A 15,961-nucleotide genomic window follows, 5' to 3' on the forward strand; every position below is an offset into this window, starting at 1 on the left:
TCGCGACTAGGACGTCAATCCATGGGACGCGGACGACGCCAGCGCCTTATGGCTCGGGAAATCAGCCGCGTTGCGGCGGCCCTTACGCTGCAACAGATTCGCTTCAGCTTCCGAACCGACATAGGCAAAAAGGCCTTTAAGGCCAGCGTTTACGACCTCGACGCGGACCTCATCCTCTTCCATGAAGACGACATCCCCGCGAACCACGGTCATTTGTCCTATCTTGGCCTCGCCATCGAGGACGAGCGCCCATGTCTCTCGATCAACATTCAACATCCACTCAGAGTCCGGCTCGAGGTCAACGCGCTCGAGGGTGAAGTAGCGACACGAGACCAATTGCGTTCTGACATCGGTCAGACGCCTCGGCCGGCCTTGAGCGACAAAAGGCGCAGCATCGGCTGCCGCGACGGCCATATCGATGTGAAGCTCGCGGTCGCTCCCATAATCGAATAGCCGAAATGTGACGTCGCTGCGCTGCTGGATTTCGGCAATCACGAGTCCTGAACCTATGGCGTGGATTGTTCGCGCAGGAACAAGAATTGCGTCGCCCGCTTTGACGTTCCGCCATTGAATCAAATCGACGATCGTCCCCTCGCCAATAGCGCGCTGCAAGTCCGATTGCGGCACGCTCCGTGTCAGACCGAGACCGATTTTCGCGTCAGACTCCGCAGAAAGCACATACCAAGCCTCCGTTTTGCCGCGCTCCAGGCCAATTGAACGCGCGAAGGCATCGTCAGGATGGACCTGAATGGACAAAGGCGCGGACGAGAATAAGAGCTTGAGCAGGAGGATCGACTCCGAGGCCTTGTCCCCAGAGCGTTGAAACCACAGCTCTCCAACTTTGGCGCCATCGGCGGACCTCTGACTCCATGGCCATGGATCAAGACATCCCCAAGGTTTGCGCACAGGCCGGGACGCCGCGCGTTCGATCGTCACAATGAAACGCTCCTGATTAGGCGTGGCATGCGCCGACTTATTCGACCACCACGACGACCCCGCGGAATCAACTGCACCGTCTACGGCATCACAGATTCAACGCCCATGCGCTACGTTCGGTTTCATCTTATGTGCAACGCGTCGCTCGCAAAGAATGATAGCCCGAGGCCTTTCAATGCGATCGACCCACATTTTTTGGAGATCGTTGCGCCAAAATCTCGCGGACTGGCACAGATCAAGCCGCCTGTTCGCATCTAACCTGACCGCCGCTTAATCGTTGGTGCATTCGTCGACCGTCTGCGGCAAGCCCGCATCGTCTCAAACAATTGTAGCCAACGGCGTCTCATAGGCGTCAGGTGGACCCTGTCGAACTCAGCTATAGCGCCATATTTGCGGTTGATGTGGGAAGATGCGTCGAACCCGAAGGTCTATGGCTGAGGCTCGCAAAGGCTGTTTCACTTCGCCTGCGCGATCGAGATGATTTGGAGTTCATGGCGCCAGCGATCCGGCAGGTCGGCGCCGGCTCTCAAAGCGAGGACGGCTTTGCCGCTGTTTATCGTTATCGAGCGTAAGCGGAACCTCATTACGCCGCTGCGCGAAGGAGTTTGCGGTCGAAAAAGGGAAGGCGCCCTCGTCAGTCGAGCTACCGCAAGATTGGCCGAAATACGCGGGTTTAGGCCCTTTCACGCCAATCGTCGTCAATTGCAGAAGGCGGCGCTATAGGCTATTCTGAGGCGAGCGCTAGTCAAACCACACGCTTGTTAGCTCCATCGCGCTATTTTTATTTAGTAGACAGTTCCAGGATCTACATGGGGCCGAGCTGGCAATCCGATCGAGCTTTGTCTATGCCTCTCATCCATTCCATCGCAGGGCGAAAAACGATCCGGTCAATGATCGCCGGGGGAGCCGTCCTTCTGGTGATTGTCGCTGTTGCGTTCGGCCTCGTCGAGTTGACGCGCCATCAAGCGGTTCAACTGCGCCACGTCTATGATATGCGAGATTCTGCGCTTCGCATATTTAGCCTTCTGCAAGACGCCGAAACCGGGCAGCGAGGATTTCTGCTTGTCGGAAGGACAGTCTACCTGGATCCTTATGAAAACGCCCTGCGTGATCTCGAGGCGGAATTCGAAAGATTTATTCGACTTAATGAGGCCGATCGCGAGATTTCCGACGAGGACCTTCGACGTCTGTTGGAATTGAAGCGCGACAAATTAGCGGAACTTGGGGAGACGCTAGAAACGATAAAAGGCCGAGGCCGTGATGAGGCTCTCGATATTGTCAAGAGCGACCGCGGCATAAAGATCATGAACGAGATACGCGCGCAGATCGATAAGATCGTTCGGGTCGCAGACGACAAGAAATCATTTTTGTTGCTGAAGCAAGATGAAATCGCGTCAACATTTCGTTGGATCAACATTGCCGCCGCCGGTCTCATCGTCCTATTCGCCGTCATCAGCATTCGCATCGTCAATCGACACGTTCGCGACATTCTCGATGCGCGCAATGAGCTCGATGCGTTGAATCACTCTCTCGAACAGCGCATCGCGGATCGGACTGCCGAACTCTCGCGCGCCAATGATGAAATCCAGCGCTTCACTTACGTGGTGACCCATGATCTCCGGGCGCCGCTCGTGAACATCATGGGATTCGCCTCAGAGCTCGGTCGAGATTTAGCATTGGTGAAAATCGCCGCCCATAAAATCGGCGTCGACGCGCTTGGAGAAGAAGCATCGGCCGCTATCGACAGAGACATGCCCGAATCGATTGGATTCATCCAGACGTCGACCACCAAGATGGACCGGCTTATCAACGCTATTTTGAAGCTGTCGCGAGACGGACGACGCGAACTAAACTTCGAACGAATCGACATGCGAGCGCTGTTGGAGAACGCCAAAGCCGCTCTCGTTCGACAGATTGGAGAGGCCAATGCGGAGGTGGAGATTGCGCCTTCGCTTCCCTCTGTCGTTTCCGACCGCTTCTCGCTCGAACAGGTCTTCACCAATCTCCTCGACAACGCCGTCAAATATCTAAAACCGGGGTTGCCGGGACGCATATCCGTTCAGGGATTTTATGAAGGCGGCGACGCTATAATTTTCGAAGTGAAGGACAATGGGCGAGGCATAGCTCCTCATGACCAAGAGCGGGTTTTCGAAATGTTTCGCCGTTCGGGAGCGGCCCAAGATCGTCCCGGCGAAGGAATTGGCCTTGCGCATGTACGACATGCCTTGCGCCGTCTAGGCGGCGAAATCAGCGTCGTCTCCGAGTTTGGACAGGGCGCCACATTTCGTGTAAGAATTCCGAATAAAGGAACCTGACTTTTGATTGCGGGTCTTCACCGTGTCAACGAACGGCGCGCCGGTCACTATCATAATGATTGAGGACGACGATGGGCATGCCCGACTCATTGAGAGGAATATTCGCCGAGCGGGCGTTTGCAATGAAATTATTCCTTTTATAAGCGGAGAGAGCGCCCTGGATTATTTACTGGGCGCGGATCGATCGGGCCGCGTCGCTGTCGGACGCCAGCTTTTAGTTCTGCTTGACCTCAACCTTCCTGACATGTCGGGCATAGATATTCTCGTCAAGCTGAAGGGAAACGTCCATACGGGCCGCTGCCCGGTCATCATTCTGACGACGACGGACGACCAAAACGACATCCAACGTTGTTATGACTTAGGGGCGAATGTCTATGTGACAAAGCCGGTGAATTACGAGTCTTTTTCGAATGCGATCATACAGCTCGGGCTCGCCCTGGCGATCATGAAGATCCCGGAGATTGGTTAGCCATTATGTCGGCCATCAGGCAGCTGCTTTATATAGAAGACGATCCCGGCATTGTCCGACTGGTGGAGAAGTTTTTGGATCGTCAGGGTTTCAGCGTAACTCACGCGGGAACGCTTGGAGAGGCGAGAAGGCTAATCTCCAACAAGACGTCGGCGTTCGATGTCGTCGCGCTGGATCATCAACTTCCCGACGGCGCCGGTCTTGAGCTTCTCGAAGTTTTTGCCGAGAACCCTCCAAAGCTGCCGGTCGTCTACGTCACCGCCTCCGCCGATACGCAGGTCGCTGTCGCCGCGTTGAGAGCCGGCGCAAGCGACTACGTGCCAAAGGACATTTCCGGAGGATTTCTAGAACTTTTAGTGAGCGCCCTGAACGGAGCGATCGAGCGGGCGGAACTCGAGCGCGCGAAAGAACTCGCGGAGCGTGAAATTCGGGAAGCCCGCGACAGAGCCGAGTTGTTGCTTCAAGAAGTCAATCACCGCGTCGCGAATTCATTGGCCTTGGTAGCGGCGCTCGTGCGCATTCAGGGACAATCCGATCCGGTTGTAAAGAGCGCTCTTGAGGAAACGCAGGTGCGCATCACCGCAATCGCCGATATTCATCGCTGTCTCAGCGCCTCGCAAGACGTGAGACAGATTGAAATGAACGGCTATCTTTCAAAACTCACCAGCGATCTCGAGAACGCTCATTGCGCCGACGGGCGCAGTCATCGAATCCGACTCGAGGCGGAGCAGGTGATATGCCCCCTGGATAAGGCCGTGTCGATCGGTATGATCATCACAGAACTCGTCACAAATGCGTACAAATACGCCTATCGAGAGGGCGAGGTCGGGCAGATTCGCGTAAAATTGTTCCGCTCGGGCGACCCCGACGCAAGTCAAATCCGTCTCGTCGTCGAAGACGACGGGGTCGGCTGGCGGAACCATCAGCTGGCGCAAGGGACTGGCTTTGGCACGCGGATCGTCAACATGATGGCGGCGTCATTGAATGCGGTTTTGAGGCTCGAGCCCGTGCCGAATGGGACCTGCGCCGTCGTTGAATTCTCGCATCAACCGAATTGATTGGGGGCTGAGCGCCGCAAGCGCCAATCTTGGCGCTCCATGGGCGAAGCGACCAGCAGCCTCAGCAGTCATGGAAGTCGGCGGCGGCGCCGTTGTGCTTCTGCAGATCAACGCCCACGCCCAAAAGCATGGCGACGTCAGCGGCTCATCCTAAAATTCATCGGCGGGTTTTCAGGGCGTCAGGCGCATTCATGGTCGAGGCGAAAAAGCTCAATAAGATTTATTGACTTAATCGATGGCTTAAACTTAGTTATCGGCCTTCTCTATGGTTTTTGGGGCTTTGATGGTTCTGACACTGTTTTGGCGCGCACTCAGCGTTTTCAGCATCGTGACGGTTCTGATCAGTCCGGCCGCTGCATCGCAGACAAGCGTAAAGATAGGATATATTCCAGTCCTCGGCTCCGCTCAGCTTTTCGTCATAGACGGCGAGGGCTGGGCGAAGGAGGAAGGCCTCAACCTCGAGCTAATTCGCTTTCAAGCTGGCACCCAGGCGATCCAGGCTCTTGCGGCCGGCCAGCTCGACGCCTATCTCGCCGGCGTTCTTCCCCTACTTGTCGCGCGCGCCAAGGGCGTCGACGTAAGGGTTATCGCCGCTGCGGCGATCGAAGAGCTGCAACTCGTCGGGCGCGGGCCGCTAGCTGGCGCCGTCGCCTCGAGCGTGGACATTAAGAGCGCCATCCTGAAATTCACCCAAGAGCAAGGCCGTAAGCCAAAGATTGCGGCGCAGCCGCAAGGCTCGGTCCCGGACACTTTGCTGCGCTATTGGCTAGAGATCGAAAATAGCGTCGACACACAGTCCATCGATATTGTCGGCCTCGACATCGATGCGGCCCAGCAAGCCGTTCTCGCCGGCCAGGTCGACGCCGCCGTTTTGCGCGAGCCTGCTCTGACGGTCATACGCGATCGGCTGCCCACGTCGAAGGTGCTCGTGACCGGTCGGCAATTTATGCCCGACCAGCCCGGCTCCGTTCTGGCGATCTATGGTCTCGGAACGGCAAACGGCGCAGAGATTGGCGAAAAGCTTTTGCGTCTGCACCTGCGCGCGACCAATCTGATCAAAACCCATCCGGACGAAGCCGTCCCCTTCATCCTGAAAGCGCTCGGAGCGGGCATTTTGACCGAAGCACAGATCCGCCGCGCCCTCACGGGCACAACTTCGTCCTTTGTCACGGATCCGGCGCAAATCATCGAAGCCGTCGCCAAATTGCAGGACTTCGAGATTCGGCTCGGCACGGTGAAGACGGCGACGCCCGTCGCCGATCTATTCGACCTCGATTTCTATCGCCGCCTCGTGAAATGACAATGGTCAAGGACTTTACTGGCGCCACGTTCTGGCGGCGCTCGACTTTGTTCGACGTTCTTCAGCCCAGGAGTTTGGCCGTCCTTGGCGTCTTTATTTTCATTGGCGGCTGGGAATGCGCCGCGCGGCTCAATAGTTCGGCGGCGGCGTTAATTCCAACGCCTAGCCAAATCCCCGCGGCATGGGCCGGCGAAATCCGTGGCGGTTTTTGGATCGCCGCGGTCGAAAGCAGCCTGTCGCATTACATCCTAGGGGTCGCAATCGGCTCTTTCCTTGGCGTCGCGGCGGGCGTAATTGCGGGCGTATCAGCTTGGTGCGACGCGATCTTGTCCGGCGTCGTCCGCGTCCTTCGGCCGATACCTGGGCTCGCATGGACGCCATTCGCAATCCTCTGGTTCGGGCTCACATCGACGGCGGCCGCCTTCATCATCGCCATCGCAGTGTTCTGGATCAATTTTTTCGCCGCCCTGAGCGCTGTCCAAGCGATCGACCGGGACCTCATGGAAGTCGCCAGAGCCTTCGGCCATGGCGGATTTGTCGGCCGGTTGACCAAGATCGCACTTCCGGCCGCGACGCCCGGCATCCTCGCTGGCTTTCGGACTGGTTTGGGGCAGGCCTGGATGTCCGTCGTCGCCGCCGAACTCTTTGGCGTTCCAGGGATAGGCGCTCGGATGATGCAGGCCGCGAGCCTGCTCGCAACCGACCTTGTCGTGGTCTACATGCTGACCATGGCCCTGCTTTACTCCGTCACCGACATTGCATTTCTCGCGGCGCGGCGCAGATTGATCGCATGGCAATTATAGCTGAACTTCTCGGCGTCGGGCTCGCCTTGGCGAGCGGCGCGCAGCGCGTCCAGATCCTCGACAAATGCGATGTGCGACTTGAGCGTGGAGAATTTGTCGCGCTTGTGGGCCCATCGGGCGCAGGTAAGTCGAGCCTGCTGCGCGTATTGATGGGACTCGTCAAACCGAGCGAAGGTGAAGTTCGCATCGATCTCCCAAGGGAGCGCGGGCGGAGAAACATTGCGCTCGTTTTCCAAGACGCAAAACTGCTGCCATGGCGGCGAGTCGAGTCCAATGTGGCTCTCGGGCTCGAAGGCCTTGGCCTCACGAGCCTGGAGAGGCGTTCCCGCATCGCCGCCGCGCTCGATCTCGTCAATCTCACAGCGCAGATTGATCGCTGGCCGCATCAATTGTCGGGCGGCCAAAGGCAACGCGTCGGCCTCGCCCGCGCCCTCGCCGTCGAGCCGGAGCTCTTGTTGATGGATGAGCCGTTCGGCGCGCTCGACGCCATCACACGCAGCAGCCTTCAGGACGAGCTTCTGACGGTCTGGCGCCGCACGAACAAGACAATTCTATTCGTGACGCATGATATCGACGAGGCGATCTATCTCGCCGATCGCATCATCGTGTTGAGCGGAACGCCGGCTCGAATTCGAGGCGCTTTCCAAACAGCGAAACGGCCACATGTCAGGTCCAATCAAGACACATTTCGCCTCGCTGAAGAAATTAGGGCTAAGCTCGGCGAAAGCTCTCAACTGATCGAGTTCGAAATATGAGCGAGGCTCCTTCACGCCGTCCTCCAACTGCCGATTTTATCGCTCCAGAAGGATATTACGAAAAGACGAAGGCGATGCCATTCCTCGGACGTGCGAGTTGCTCCGCAACAGCGATCTCCGCAGGGAGCTGGCGTGAAATCATTATCGACTATGAGGTTGGGGCGTCCGGCCTTGCCGACGGCGCGTGGATCAAAGTCGCCTTTAAGTTCTACTCTGACTGGGCCTTGTTTCAGACGACGGCTCCCGGCGACGCAAATTACGTCTCCGCCGAATATCAAGCGGGTCCTCTGCTCCCCCGACAGGAGCCGGCTACTGTCCAGAGCCTTCTCTGTCGCTTCGATCAGAAAGGGCATGAGAGACCGTATCAGAAAGCGATCATTGTCGACATTGTCGATGGCTATCTCAATCCTGGAGACCATATCTCCATAAGACTGGGCGATCGGCGTCGCGGCGGTCCTGGAACCCGGGTGCAGACATTTGTCGAGAAGGACTTCCGGTTCCGCATCTATGTCGATCCTGTCGGCACCTCGCGTTTCGCGGCTGTTCCTGGCGACGTCGTGCTGCAATTTGTTCCAAACGAACCGCATCGTCTCGTCGTCACCGCGCCGCGCCTCGTGCGGCCGGACGCGAAAATTCCTGTCTACGTCCGCCTCGAAGACGGTTGGGGCAATACGTGCTGGAACACTGGCGGCCGCGTCGAGCTGACCGCAACGCTCGAACGCGCCCATGTTTATCGATGCGAGGCTGAGCTTTCCAAAGAGGGTTGGGCGATTTTGCGCATCGACGACATTCCGTGCGGCGGCGTCGGCGAGCTCGCCATCACCGCGAAAATGAAGGATCAGAGCTCGGTTTTGGAAGACACAGCCTACACGACGATCGATCCGGCGTCCCCTGTCTCGCGCATCTTTTACGGCGACCTTCATGTCCATTCCGACGACACGATCGGAACGAACGACACGGTCTATAACCTGACCTATGGCCGCGACGTCGCGGGCCTCGACGTATTAGGCTACACAGCCAATGACTTTCAGATCACCGTCGAGCGCTGGCGCGCCGCCGTTGCCACAATTCGGGCGATTTGCGTGGATGGCGCGTTCGTCTGCTATCCCGGAACCGAGTGGTGCGGCAACTCCTGCGCCGGCGGCGACCACAATGTCGTATTTCTCGGCGACGGCGAACCGCTATTTCCATTCGGCTCCAACGGCGAAAATGCGCGCTCCTTCGAATGGAGCGAAGACATGGGCTCGCATGAGGTCACCCCCGGCGCATGGCCGCTCGACGAACTCTACGCGACTTACGCCCACGATCCTGAAGGCCATCTTGTGATTCCGCATGTAGGCGGCCGGCGAGCCAATCTCGCATGGCATCATCCCAAGCTCGAACGCCTCATCGAGGTTGGCTCAGCTTGGGGCCAATTTCCTTGGATGCTACAGGACGCATGCGCGCGTGGCTATCACCTAGGCGCTTCGGCGGCGAGCGACGAACATCGCGGACGTTGCGGCGGCGGCGTTCCTGGCACCGCCGTGTTTGGCGTCCGTGGCGGATTGACGGGCATCATTGCGGACAGCCTCGACCGCGCTACGATCGGCCGCGCCTTGCGCGCGCGACGGACTTTCGCGACAACAGGCGAGCGCAACGTCGCGTTGAGCTGGTGCGGCCCATATTTGCAGGGGGACGCCTTCACCCATCAAGGCCTAGCGCGCATCCATTATCGGTTCCTTGGCCGCGCCGGGTTTGAAGAGATCGCCGCCTTTGACGGCTCCGGCTGCTTCTGGCGCCGTGACCTCCAGCAGGAATTTGGACTTTCTGAACATCGAATCCGCGTGAAATGGGGCGGAGCACGCATTCGCGATCGCTATCGCGCGGCCAGCTGGAGCGGGCGCATCACGATCCACAACGCGGTGATTCGCAATTTCAAGGCGTCAGGGTTCGAGCACCAAGAAGAAGCCGTCTGGAGCATGGGCGTCGGCGAAATTGGATTTCGTTCAGATACGTTCGGAGACGCAGATTCGATTGAGATTGATCTGACCAATCTCGTTGGCTGCGAGATTAAAATTGAAGGAGCCATAGGCGGCTACGTCAAAGTGGGCGATCCCACGAAATCGAATCCATTCGCCCACTGCCCCCAGTTTTCCATAAAAGCAACAGGAGCTGAACTTTTCGACCAGCGCCGCGTGGAAAGCCGACTCGGCGGCGAAGACCTGTTCATAGCAATTGAGCGGATTACGGATTCGCCGCTGCCACGTGAAGTAAGCGGCGAAATCGACGTCGCGCCGGAAAACTGGCGACATGGCTTTCGGCAAATCTATTTTGTCGGATCGGAAGCAGACGGCGCAAAAGCCTACACATCACCTATGCGGATTACCTTTGAATAGCGTCTACCCTCACGCCGTCGTGGACCAGAGCCTTGCCGGCCGCGCCCGCCAGGGGCCTTATTCATTTGGGTGAAGTTCGCCGTCTTGGACGCCCCTCACGCGGCTCGCGTTTGGGCTCTTGAGATTTTAAGCATTAGGGCCATCTGGCTTCCAGGCGAACAATACATGATTCACCTGATCCAAAATGCGCAACCCGTCCGGCTTTTGCGGCATTTCCAGCGTATCGAAAAGCGACTTTGCCTTTATCGTAGCCGAGTCGAGATCATTGGCGATTATCGCAATCCGATCCAATGTCGCGTGCGCCTCGTCGCACAGCCGAACGCGAAAGAACTCAATGGTGAAATTTGCCACGGGAGTGCTCCCTAACTAGCGGCAACCGCATCGCGCGGACTGGAGCCCCGGGCAACTATTTCGCGCCTTGGGCCACGGGCGAAGCGTATATCCGGCGGGACGTGACATAAAACCCGTCCAGTCGATTCCGTCCCCGTGGATATCAGCTAACATAATTGCGAAGCAGCCCCTCTATGCATCTGCTCCCGACAAGCGATAGTAGGTTCGCCGTTTACGCGCATAAGCCGCGCTCGCAGCCGCCTCAATCCGATCGCGATTGACGTCGAAAGCGCGCAACAATGAAGCCTCGTCGCGATCGACGCCGACCCGGTAAAGCGCTTCTTCGGCAAGATGAAATGAAATCTCGACCGTGGCGTCGTGGCCCCAGAAACAAACGCAGTGGCGGGTAGCGTCGTAATTTCGGCTAGCGTTCGGAAACTGGAGGGACATCATGAATCCTGCCATCAATGCGGGTAGAAAACACCGCTTCACTAAATAATATAGGTATAAAACTCCAGAATCTTAGTGCCCAATTTAAAAAATGGCAGGTGATCCAAAGGTGTGCAGCCCGAGGGCGGCGCGCCAGATCGGTCCGGCGCGCCTGAGGATCAAGCGGCTGCCTCGTGCTCTTCGGCAATAATAAAGCAGCGATTCGCACTGGGTTTGAAAGCCATGTGAATGATTTTTGTCTTTTCCCGTCCGTCATCTAGACGAATGTCATAATTCGCCATTGATTTAGGTCCCGCCTCGTGGACTGCGACGATCTCGCCGTCGCCGCTCGGATTTGCTGCGTCGCCTGGATATCCGGTAAAATGAATCCGCTGGCCGACTTTGAGGGCGTCATATTTGCGGGGTTCCGTCGCCATTTTTGATCTCCGTCGAAGCCAAAGCGCCTCGGTGACGCCGCTCGCAGGCGGCGCTTCCCAAACGCTCGAAGAGCCGAATTTATGGCGCGAGCCTTTCAGCCATCCATCGCCTGCATCAGCGCGTCGATCTTGATTGTCGCAAAATTGGAGAAGGTGTCCGAAACCGCATATGGCAAGATGATCTGATCGTTGTGCCGCATCGCGCCGCAGGTGTAGACGACGTTGGGGACGTAGCCTTCGCGCTCGGACATGTCCGGACGAACCAAAGGCTCGCGCGATCGCGCAAGAACCTTCGAGGGATCCGCCTTGTCGAGGAGCGCCGCGCCAATCGAATATTTTCGAACGGCGCCTACGCCATGGGTCAGAAGCAACCAGCCATTGTCGAGCTCGATGGGCGATCCGCAATTGCCGATCTGCACAAACTCCCAGGGGAATTGCGGTTTCAAGATCACTTGGCCGGCGTTCCAAGCGTATAAGTCGTCGGAATAGATCAGATAGAGATTTTCATTGTCGTTCCGGCCGATCATCGCGTATCTTCCATTGATCTTCCGAGGGAACAACGCCATGCCCTTGTTCCGGGCGGCGGCACCCTCGAGCGGCGACATCCTAAAGGATACGAAGTCGACAGTCTCGATCAATTCGGATCTGATCGCTTTACCGCTGTAGGCGGTGTAGGTCGCGTAGAAGGTCCTTTGTCCGCCATCGGTGAATTCCACGAAGCGAGCATCCTCGATTCCGTTTGATTGCGATGCGCTGACGGGAAAGATCACCCGCTCGCTAATGTGCTCCTCCGGCTTGAAGACAACGTCGACAACGTCCCCGTTTGGCCCCGATGTTCGATTGAGCACTCTGGGAATTGAAGCAAGACGCGCTGTTGGATCAATGGTCACGCGACCATCGCCTGCGATGGATCCTGATCGAAATGTCAGGGACGAAATATGCCCTTCCCCGACGGCGCGCAGACTGAGGATAAAGCGCCGCCCGCCTTCCGGGGCGTCTGACTGATCTGGATGGGGGACAATGCTCGGATTGAACAGCGCCGACGCTTCGAAGGAGTATTCGTGCAGAAAATAGGCTCCTACCAGTTGGCGCTGTATCTTGCTGAAGGTCTTATGAGCTGCAAAGGCGCATTCCATTTCATCGGCGCGCGCCTCGAAACTCTCCAGCAGATTGCGGTGGCGACCATCGAAATTTTCGAGGACGTCGGCCAATTGGCAGGCCGCCGTCTCGAGATCCAACGCCAGGACCCGGTCGACGATATGGTTTGCGCGGGTCTTGTCTGTGGGGTTGAGGTCGCGAGGCTCAGTCGCTGGCTTGAAAGGGCGCACGACCACCCTTGCCGGATCAGGTCGCAGAAACAGACCCTGCTGCCGATTCAGGAAGGTGATTTGTGACAAAGGGCCCTCGACTTGTTAGGGGTTGCATCTCAGCGACTTCAAGCCGTAAAGCCCGATGCGGCGCAAATTTAGCTTGACCCTTGCTCAAGAGAGCAAGCTGGCGGATCTCCGCGAGCCCAAGAAGGTAGGACACGACGGATTCGCCGCCTCTATTCTCATTCGCGCGGTCGCTGTGCAAACCGTCGCGACAGCTTCCGGACTCAACATCGACCAACGGCAAAGACAGATCATTGGCGCCGAAAAACCAGGCGAAAGCTCGCGCCGCGTCCGCGCGCCACTTGCCATCGTCCTCCGCTCGCGCCGCGGTGAGGCAGGCCGAGATCGTCGCCGCGGCTTCCAAGGGCTGCTGATCAAATGGCTGCGGGAGCTTTCGCTTATCGCCAAAGCTCTCCGTGCCGACTGGTCTGAAAACGCCAGCCGACGTCGTTTGCAGCGTCATGAGCCACCGCAAGGATCTCAACCCTGCCTGGACGTAGGCGGGTCTCTTGGTGGAGAGTCCCGTGAGGATCAGGGCTTGGGGCAAACGCGCGTTGTCATAGGCGAGCACTTCCTCGAACCAGGTCCAATCCTTCGTCTCGAACTCCGACAGCAAGGAAATCAGCCTGTCGGCAAGAAGATATCGGATGCGCTTGGCAAAGGAGTCCGTCGCCGCCACGGCGCAATAGGCGTCGAGCCCGAGCAGCGTGAACGCCCATGCGCGCGGCGAGAGAAAGCTCTCGACAGTCGGCAGCGCTTCAGCGAAAAGGCACATCGCCCACCTTCGGCGAGACGGGCTGACGTCCTTCCGCGCGCATTCGCCCAAGGCCCAGAGGGTGCGCCCATGGCTATCTTCGGAGCCCTTGTCTTCGAGCCATCTTCGATCGAAGCTCATGAAATTGCGAAACCGCTTGGCGTCGGGATTCCACGCATGCTGGATAAAGCCGGCCAGCCGGGCCGTCAATGTTTCCGGCAGGCGCTGCTCGCCCGGATTGTTGAGCGCGCAAGCCAAAAGCAGCGCACGCGCATTATCGTCGACGCAATAACCATGCAAACGATCCGGCACCGAATGGACCGCGTGTTGGAAAAGCCCCGTGTCGTCGCACATGGACAGAAAATAACCGATCTGCATCTCCGGGGGAGCCTTGACTGGGCTTAATGGCGCGATCAGCGCGAGCCTGGCGATCACTCGGAGCTGATGTCCCTGCTGAGCGCTTTCGAAAGCGCTCAGGTAACGCTCGGCGGTTCGCTCCCAGGTCATCGATCGGCTACTTGCATAGGCGCGTTCGCGCATGGCTTGCCGCCGCGCATCGTCTGTTAGCAAATCCGCGATCTCGCGGCCAATAGCTGTGGCGTCGCCAAATGGAACCAAAATACCGCGCCCGTCCGTCAGCAACTCCCGCGCATGCCAATAGGGCGTCGAGACAACCGCTTTTCCCAGCCCGAAACTATAGGCCAAAGTGCCTGACGTCATCTGCGATTCGTTGAGATAGGGCGTGACATAGACATCGCACATTGAAATGAAGTCGAGCAGGGTCGCTTGGTCGACAAATTGATCGAGGAAAACGACATGCTCTTCGACTCCGAGGCCCTTCGCGCGCTCCACTAGGCTTTCCCGATAGGCTTCGCCCTGAGTCCGAACGAGGTTTGGATGTGTGGCGCCGAGCACGACATAAACAACGTCGGCGCGTCTTTTCAGGATGGAGGGCATCGCGTCGATCATGACTTCAACGCCCTTGTTGGGAGAGAGAAGACCGAACGTCAAGATGACAGCTCGTCCGCTAAAGCCAAACTTGGCTTTTGCTTTGTCTGGCTCGACAAACGGGAAATCGGGAATCCCATGTGCGATGACCTCGATCTTGTCCGCCGGCGTCCGGTAGACGGTTCGCAGCAACTGCCGCCCTTTCTCCGCCATGACGACGACCTTCGACGACGCGTCGATGATCCGATCCAAGACGCTGCGTTGCGTCGGCGTAGGTTCCGAAAGAACCGTATGAAGCGTCGTGACGATCGGCATATTCAGTCGCGAGAGCAACGCCATGATATGGGCGCCTGCTTCGCCGCCGAAAATGCCGAATTCGTGTTGGAGGGAAACGATGTCGAACTGGCCTGCGTTCAGAACGTCGGCGGCATGCGCGTAATCCATTAATCTGTCGTCATTGACCTGAAGGCGAACGGCGGACGGATAGTCATAGGCGTGGCCATGGTCGGTCATCGCCACGATTGCGGTTTCCACGTCCGCGCCAGACGTCGAGATCGCCTGCTGCAAATTGGTCGTGAAGGTGGCGATTCCGCAACGGCGCGGAAGCGAATTCCCAATGAATGCTAGACGGTTGAGCTGAGTCAATGTCGGGCCTCCGTAGAATGGGCGCGCGAACCTGTTGTCGCCGGATGAAATGAAGAGAGCGCCGAATGGTTGCGGCTCGCAACGCCGGCGCTTAACCTGTCGACGTTAAGCAGCAGGCTTGGACTAGGTTCCGTGGCTAAATAGGCGAGCAGACATGTCACGCCTTCGGCTCCGACCTCAATGATGGCGCGGTCCTCCTCGAGAAAGAAGGCTTCGCCGACGGACGCAGTGGTCAGCCCAATCTTGGCGCAGCCCTTGAGGACAAGGACCCAGGTCTCGCGCTCGGCGTCGAGCTCCCAGTTAGATCTCGGCGCGAGGTCGATGCGCTCCAAAACGAAATACGGGCTGGCGACGAGCAGGGTTCTGACATCGGTCAGGCGTCTCTGATCCGGTTGGGAATCGGCCGGCCCCGCATTTGCCGCAGCTACGGCCTCGTCGACATGAAGCTCCCGCTGTCGCCCATGATCGAAGAGGCGGAACGTCGCCTCGCTTCTCTGCTGAATTTCCGCAATCACGAGCCCGGGGCCAATGGCGTGGATCAGGCCGGCTGGGATGAAAATGACCTCGTCCTTGTGGACACTGCGCCACTGAACCAAGTTTGAAATCGATCCGTTCTCAATCGAAGTCCGCAACTCCGCAGTCGTCATCCGCCGCTTCAGCCCAATGGCGATTTTGGCGTCGGGCGTTGCGGCAAGGACATACCAGGCCTCGGTCTTGCCATGTTCCAAGCCGATCGATTGCGCGAAAGCGTCATCTGGATGGACTTGGATGGACAGCGGCTCCGTCGTGAACAGCAATTTGAGGAGCAAGGCAGGAGCTGGAGCCTTGGCGTCGGGACGCTGAAACCAAAGTTCGCCGATCGAGTCTCCGCTGTCGCGCATTTTGCTCCAGGGCCGAAGGTCGACGCCGCCCCAGGGTTTGCTCACGGCCCGCGTGCAGGCATGTTCGATCGCCAAAACTTTCTCCTTGTTCGCGCCGCTCGCACGGGATCGCCCCTAACCCGGAGGCGCGCCGGAGGGCGTCAATCGCCCCGC

The 15,961-nt window shown here is 58.1% G+C and carries 14 protein-coding genes; 7 read left to right on the forward strand and 7 right to left on the reverse strand.

Going from position 1 to position 15,961, the window contains the following annotated elements:
- Positions 1–6 precede the first annotated feature (6 nt).
- The gene (locus tag METAC_RS23035; RefSeq protein ID WP_210162539.1) at positions 7–678 is read right to left on the reverse strand and encodes a cupin domain-containing protein; all 672 of its coding nucleotides are present in this window, start codon (positions 676–678) and stop codon (positions 7–9) included.
- Between the two features lie 1,148 nt (positions 679–1,826).
- Here METAC_RS23035 and METAC_RS0109095 point away from each other — a divergent pair.
- The 7 genes from METAC_RS0109095 to METAC_RS0109130 all read left to right on the forward strand — a co-directional run bounded on the left by METAC_RS0109095 (position 1,827) and on the right by METAC_RS0109130 (position 10,011).
- A complete protein-coding gene (locus METAC_RS0109095) occupies positions 1,827–3,251 on the forward strand; it encodes a sensor histidine kinase (protein WP_036256215.1) in 1,425 nt (474 codons plus the stop codon).
- Between the two features lie 55 nt (positions 3,252–3,306).
- Positions 3,307–3,720, forward strand: a complete 414-nt coding sequence (locus METAC_RS0109100) for a response regulator (RefSeq protein WP_036256217.1) — start codon at positions 3,307–3,309, stop codon at positions 3,718–3,720.
- A gap of 5 nt (positions 3,721–3,725) precedes the next feature.
- Entirely contained in the window at positions 3,726–4,778 is a 1,053-nt protein-coding gene (locus METAC_RS0109105; RefSeq protein ID WP_026606775.1) for a sensor histidine kinase, read from the forward strand.
- Positions 4,779–5,061: 283 nt separating this feature from the next.
- A complete protein-coding gene (locus METAC_RS0109115; RefSeq protein WP_026606776.1) occupies positions 5,062–6,078 on the forward strand; it encodes an ABC transporter substrate-binding protein in 1,017 nt (338 codons plus the stop codon).
- Positions 6,079–6,080: 2 nt separating this feature from the next.
- Positions 6,081–6,881, forward strand: coding sequence for an ABC transporter permease (locus METAC_RS0109120; protein WP_156898158.1), 801 nt, complete (start codon positions 6,081–6,083; stop codon positions 6,879–6,881).
- On the forward strand, positions 6,869–7,636 hold the full coding sequence (locus METAC_RS0109125) for an ABC transporter ATP-binding protein (RefSeq protein ID WP_026606778.1): 768 nt from the start codon (positions 6,869–6,871) through the stop codon (positions 7,634–7,636). The genes METAC_RS0109120 and METAC_RS0109125 overlap by 13 nt, the downstream gene beginning before the upstream one ends.
- On the forward strand, positions 7,633–10,011 hold the full coding sequence (locus METAC_RS0109130) for a CehA/McbA family metallohydrolase domain-containing protein (protein ID WP_026606779.1): 2,379 nt from the start codon (positions 7,633–7,635) through the stop codon (positions 10,009–10,011). Before METAC_RS0109125 ends, METAC_RS0109130 begins: the two co-directional genes overlap by 4 nt.
- A 126-nt stretch (positions 10,012–10,137) precedes the next feature.
- Here METAC_RS0109130 and METAC_RS0109135 read toward each other — a convergent pair whose 3' ends face one another.
- From METAC_RS0109135 to METAC_RS0109160, 6 genes are all read right to left on the reverse strand, one after another.
- A complete protein-coding gene (locus tag METAC_RS0109135) occupies positions 10,138–10,362 on the reverse strand; it encodes a hypothetical protein (RefSeq protein ID WP_026606780.1) in 225 nt (74 codons plus the stop codon).
- A gap of 171 nt (positions 10,363–10,533) precedes the next feature.
- The gene (locus METAC_RS0109140; RefSeq protein ID WP_245257454.1) at positions 10,534–10,794 is read right to left on the reverse strand and encodes a DUF1488 family protein; all 261 of its coding nucleotides are present in this window, start codon (positions 10,792–10,794) and stop codon (positions 10,534–10,536) included.
- Between the two features lie 155 nt (positions 10,795–10,949).
- Entirely contained in the window at positions 10,950–11,207 is a 258-nt protein-coding gene (locus tag METAC_RS0109145; protein WP_026606782.1) for a hypothetical protein, read from the reverse strand.
- A gap of 95 nt (positions 11,208–11,302) precedes the next feature.
- Positions 11,303–12,604, reverse strand: coding sequence for a glycoside hydrolase family 130 protein (locus tag METAC_RS0109150; protein WP_026606783.1), 1,302 nt, complete (start codon positions 12,602–12,604; stop codon positions 11,303–11,305).
- Complete coding sequence (locus tag METAC_RS0109155) at positions 12,552–14,927, reverse strand: glycosyltransferase family 4 protein (protein WP_026606784.1); 2,376 nt, start codon at positions 14,925–14,927, stop codon at positions 12,552–12,554. The genes METAC_RS0109150 and METAC_RS0109155 overlap by 53 nt, the downstream gene beginning before the upstream one ends.
- Positions 14,924–15,883, reverse strand: a complete 960-nt coding sequence (locus tag METAC_RS0109160; protein ID WP_026606785.1) for a class I mannose-6-phosphate isomerase — start codon at positions 15,881–15,883, stop codon at positions 14,924–14,926. Before METAC_RS0109160 ends, METAC_RS0109155 begins: the two co-directional genes overlap by 4 nt.
- Between the last annotated feature and the right edge of the window lie 78 nt (positions 15,884–15,961).

Origin of the sequence: Methylocapsa acidiphila B2 (genome assembly GCF_000427445.1) — a bacterium.
Taxonomy (GTDB): Bacteria; Pseudomonadota; Alphaproteobacteria; order Rhizobiales; family Beijerinckiaceae; genus Methylocapsa; species Methylocapsa acidiphila.

Coding starts and splice junctions, on each gene's coding strand:
- METAC_RS0109130 (WP_026606779.1), top strand. CDS start 7,633: ATGAGCGAGGCTCCTTCACGCCGTCCTCCAACTGCCGATTTTATCGCT.
- METAC_RS0109145 (WP_026606782.1), bottom strand. CDS start 11,207: ATGGCGACGGAACCCCGCAAATATGACGCCCTCAAAGTCGGCCAGCGG.
- METAC_RS0109140 (WP_245257454.1), bottom strand. CDS start 10,794: ATGATGTCCCTCCAGTTTCCGAACGCTAGCCGAAATTACGACGCTACC.
- METAC_RS0109095 (WP_036256215.1), top strand. CDS start 1,827: ATGATCGCCGGGGGAGCCGTCCTTCTGGTGATTGTCGCTGTTGCGTTC.
- METAC_RS0109115 (WP_026606776.1), top strand. CDS start 5,062: ATGGTTCTGACACTGTTTTGGCGCGCACTCAGCGTTTTCAGCATCGTG.
- METAC_RS0109120 (WP_156898158.1), top strand. CDS start 6,081: ATGGTCAAGGACTTTACTGGCGCCACGTTCTGGCGGCGCTCGACTTTG.
- METAC_RS0109125 (WP_026606778.1), top strand. CDS start 6,869: ATGGCAATTATAGCTGAACTTCTCGGCGTCGGGCTCGCCTTGGCGAGC.
- METAC_RS0109100 (WP_036256217.1), top strand. CDS start 3,307: ATGATTGAGGACGACGATGGGCATGCCCGACTCATTGAGAGGAATATT.
- METAC_RS0109105 (WP_026606775.1), top strand. CDS start 3,726: ATGTCGGCCATCAGGCAGCTGCTTTATATAGAAGACGATCCCGGCATT.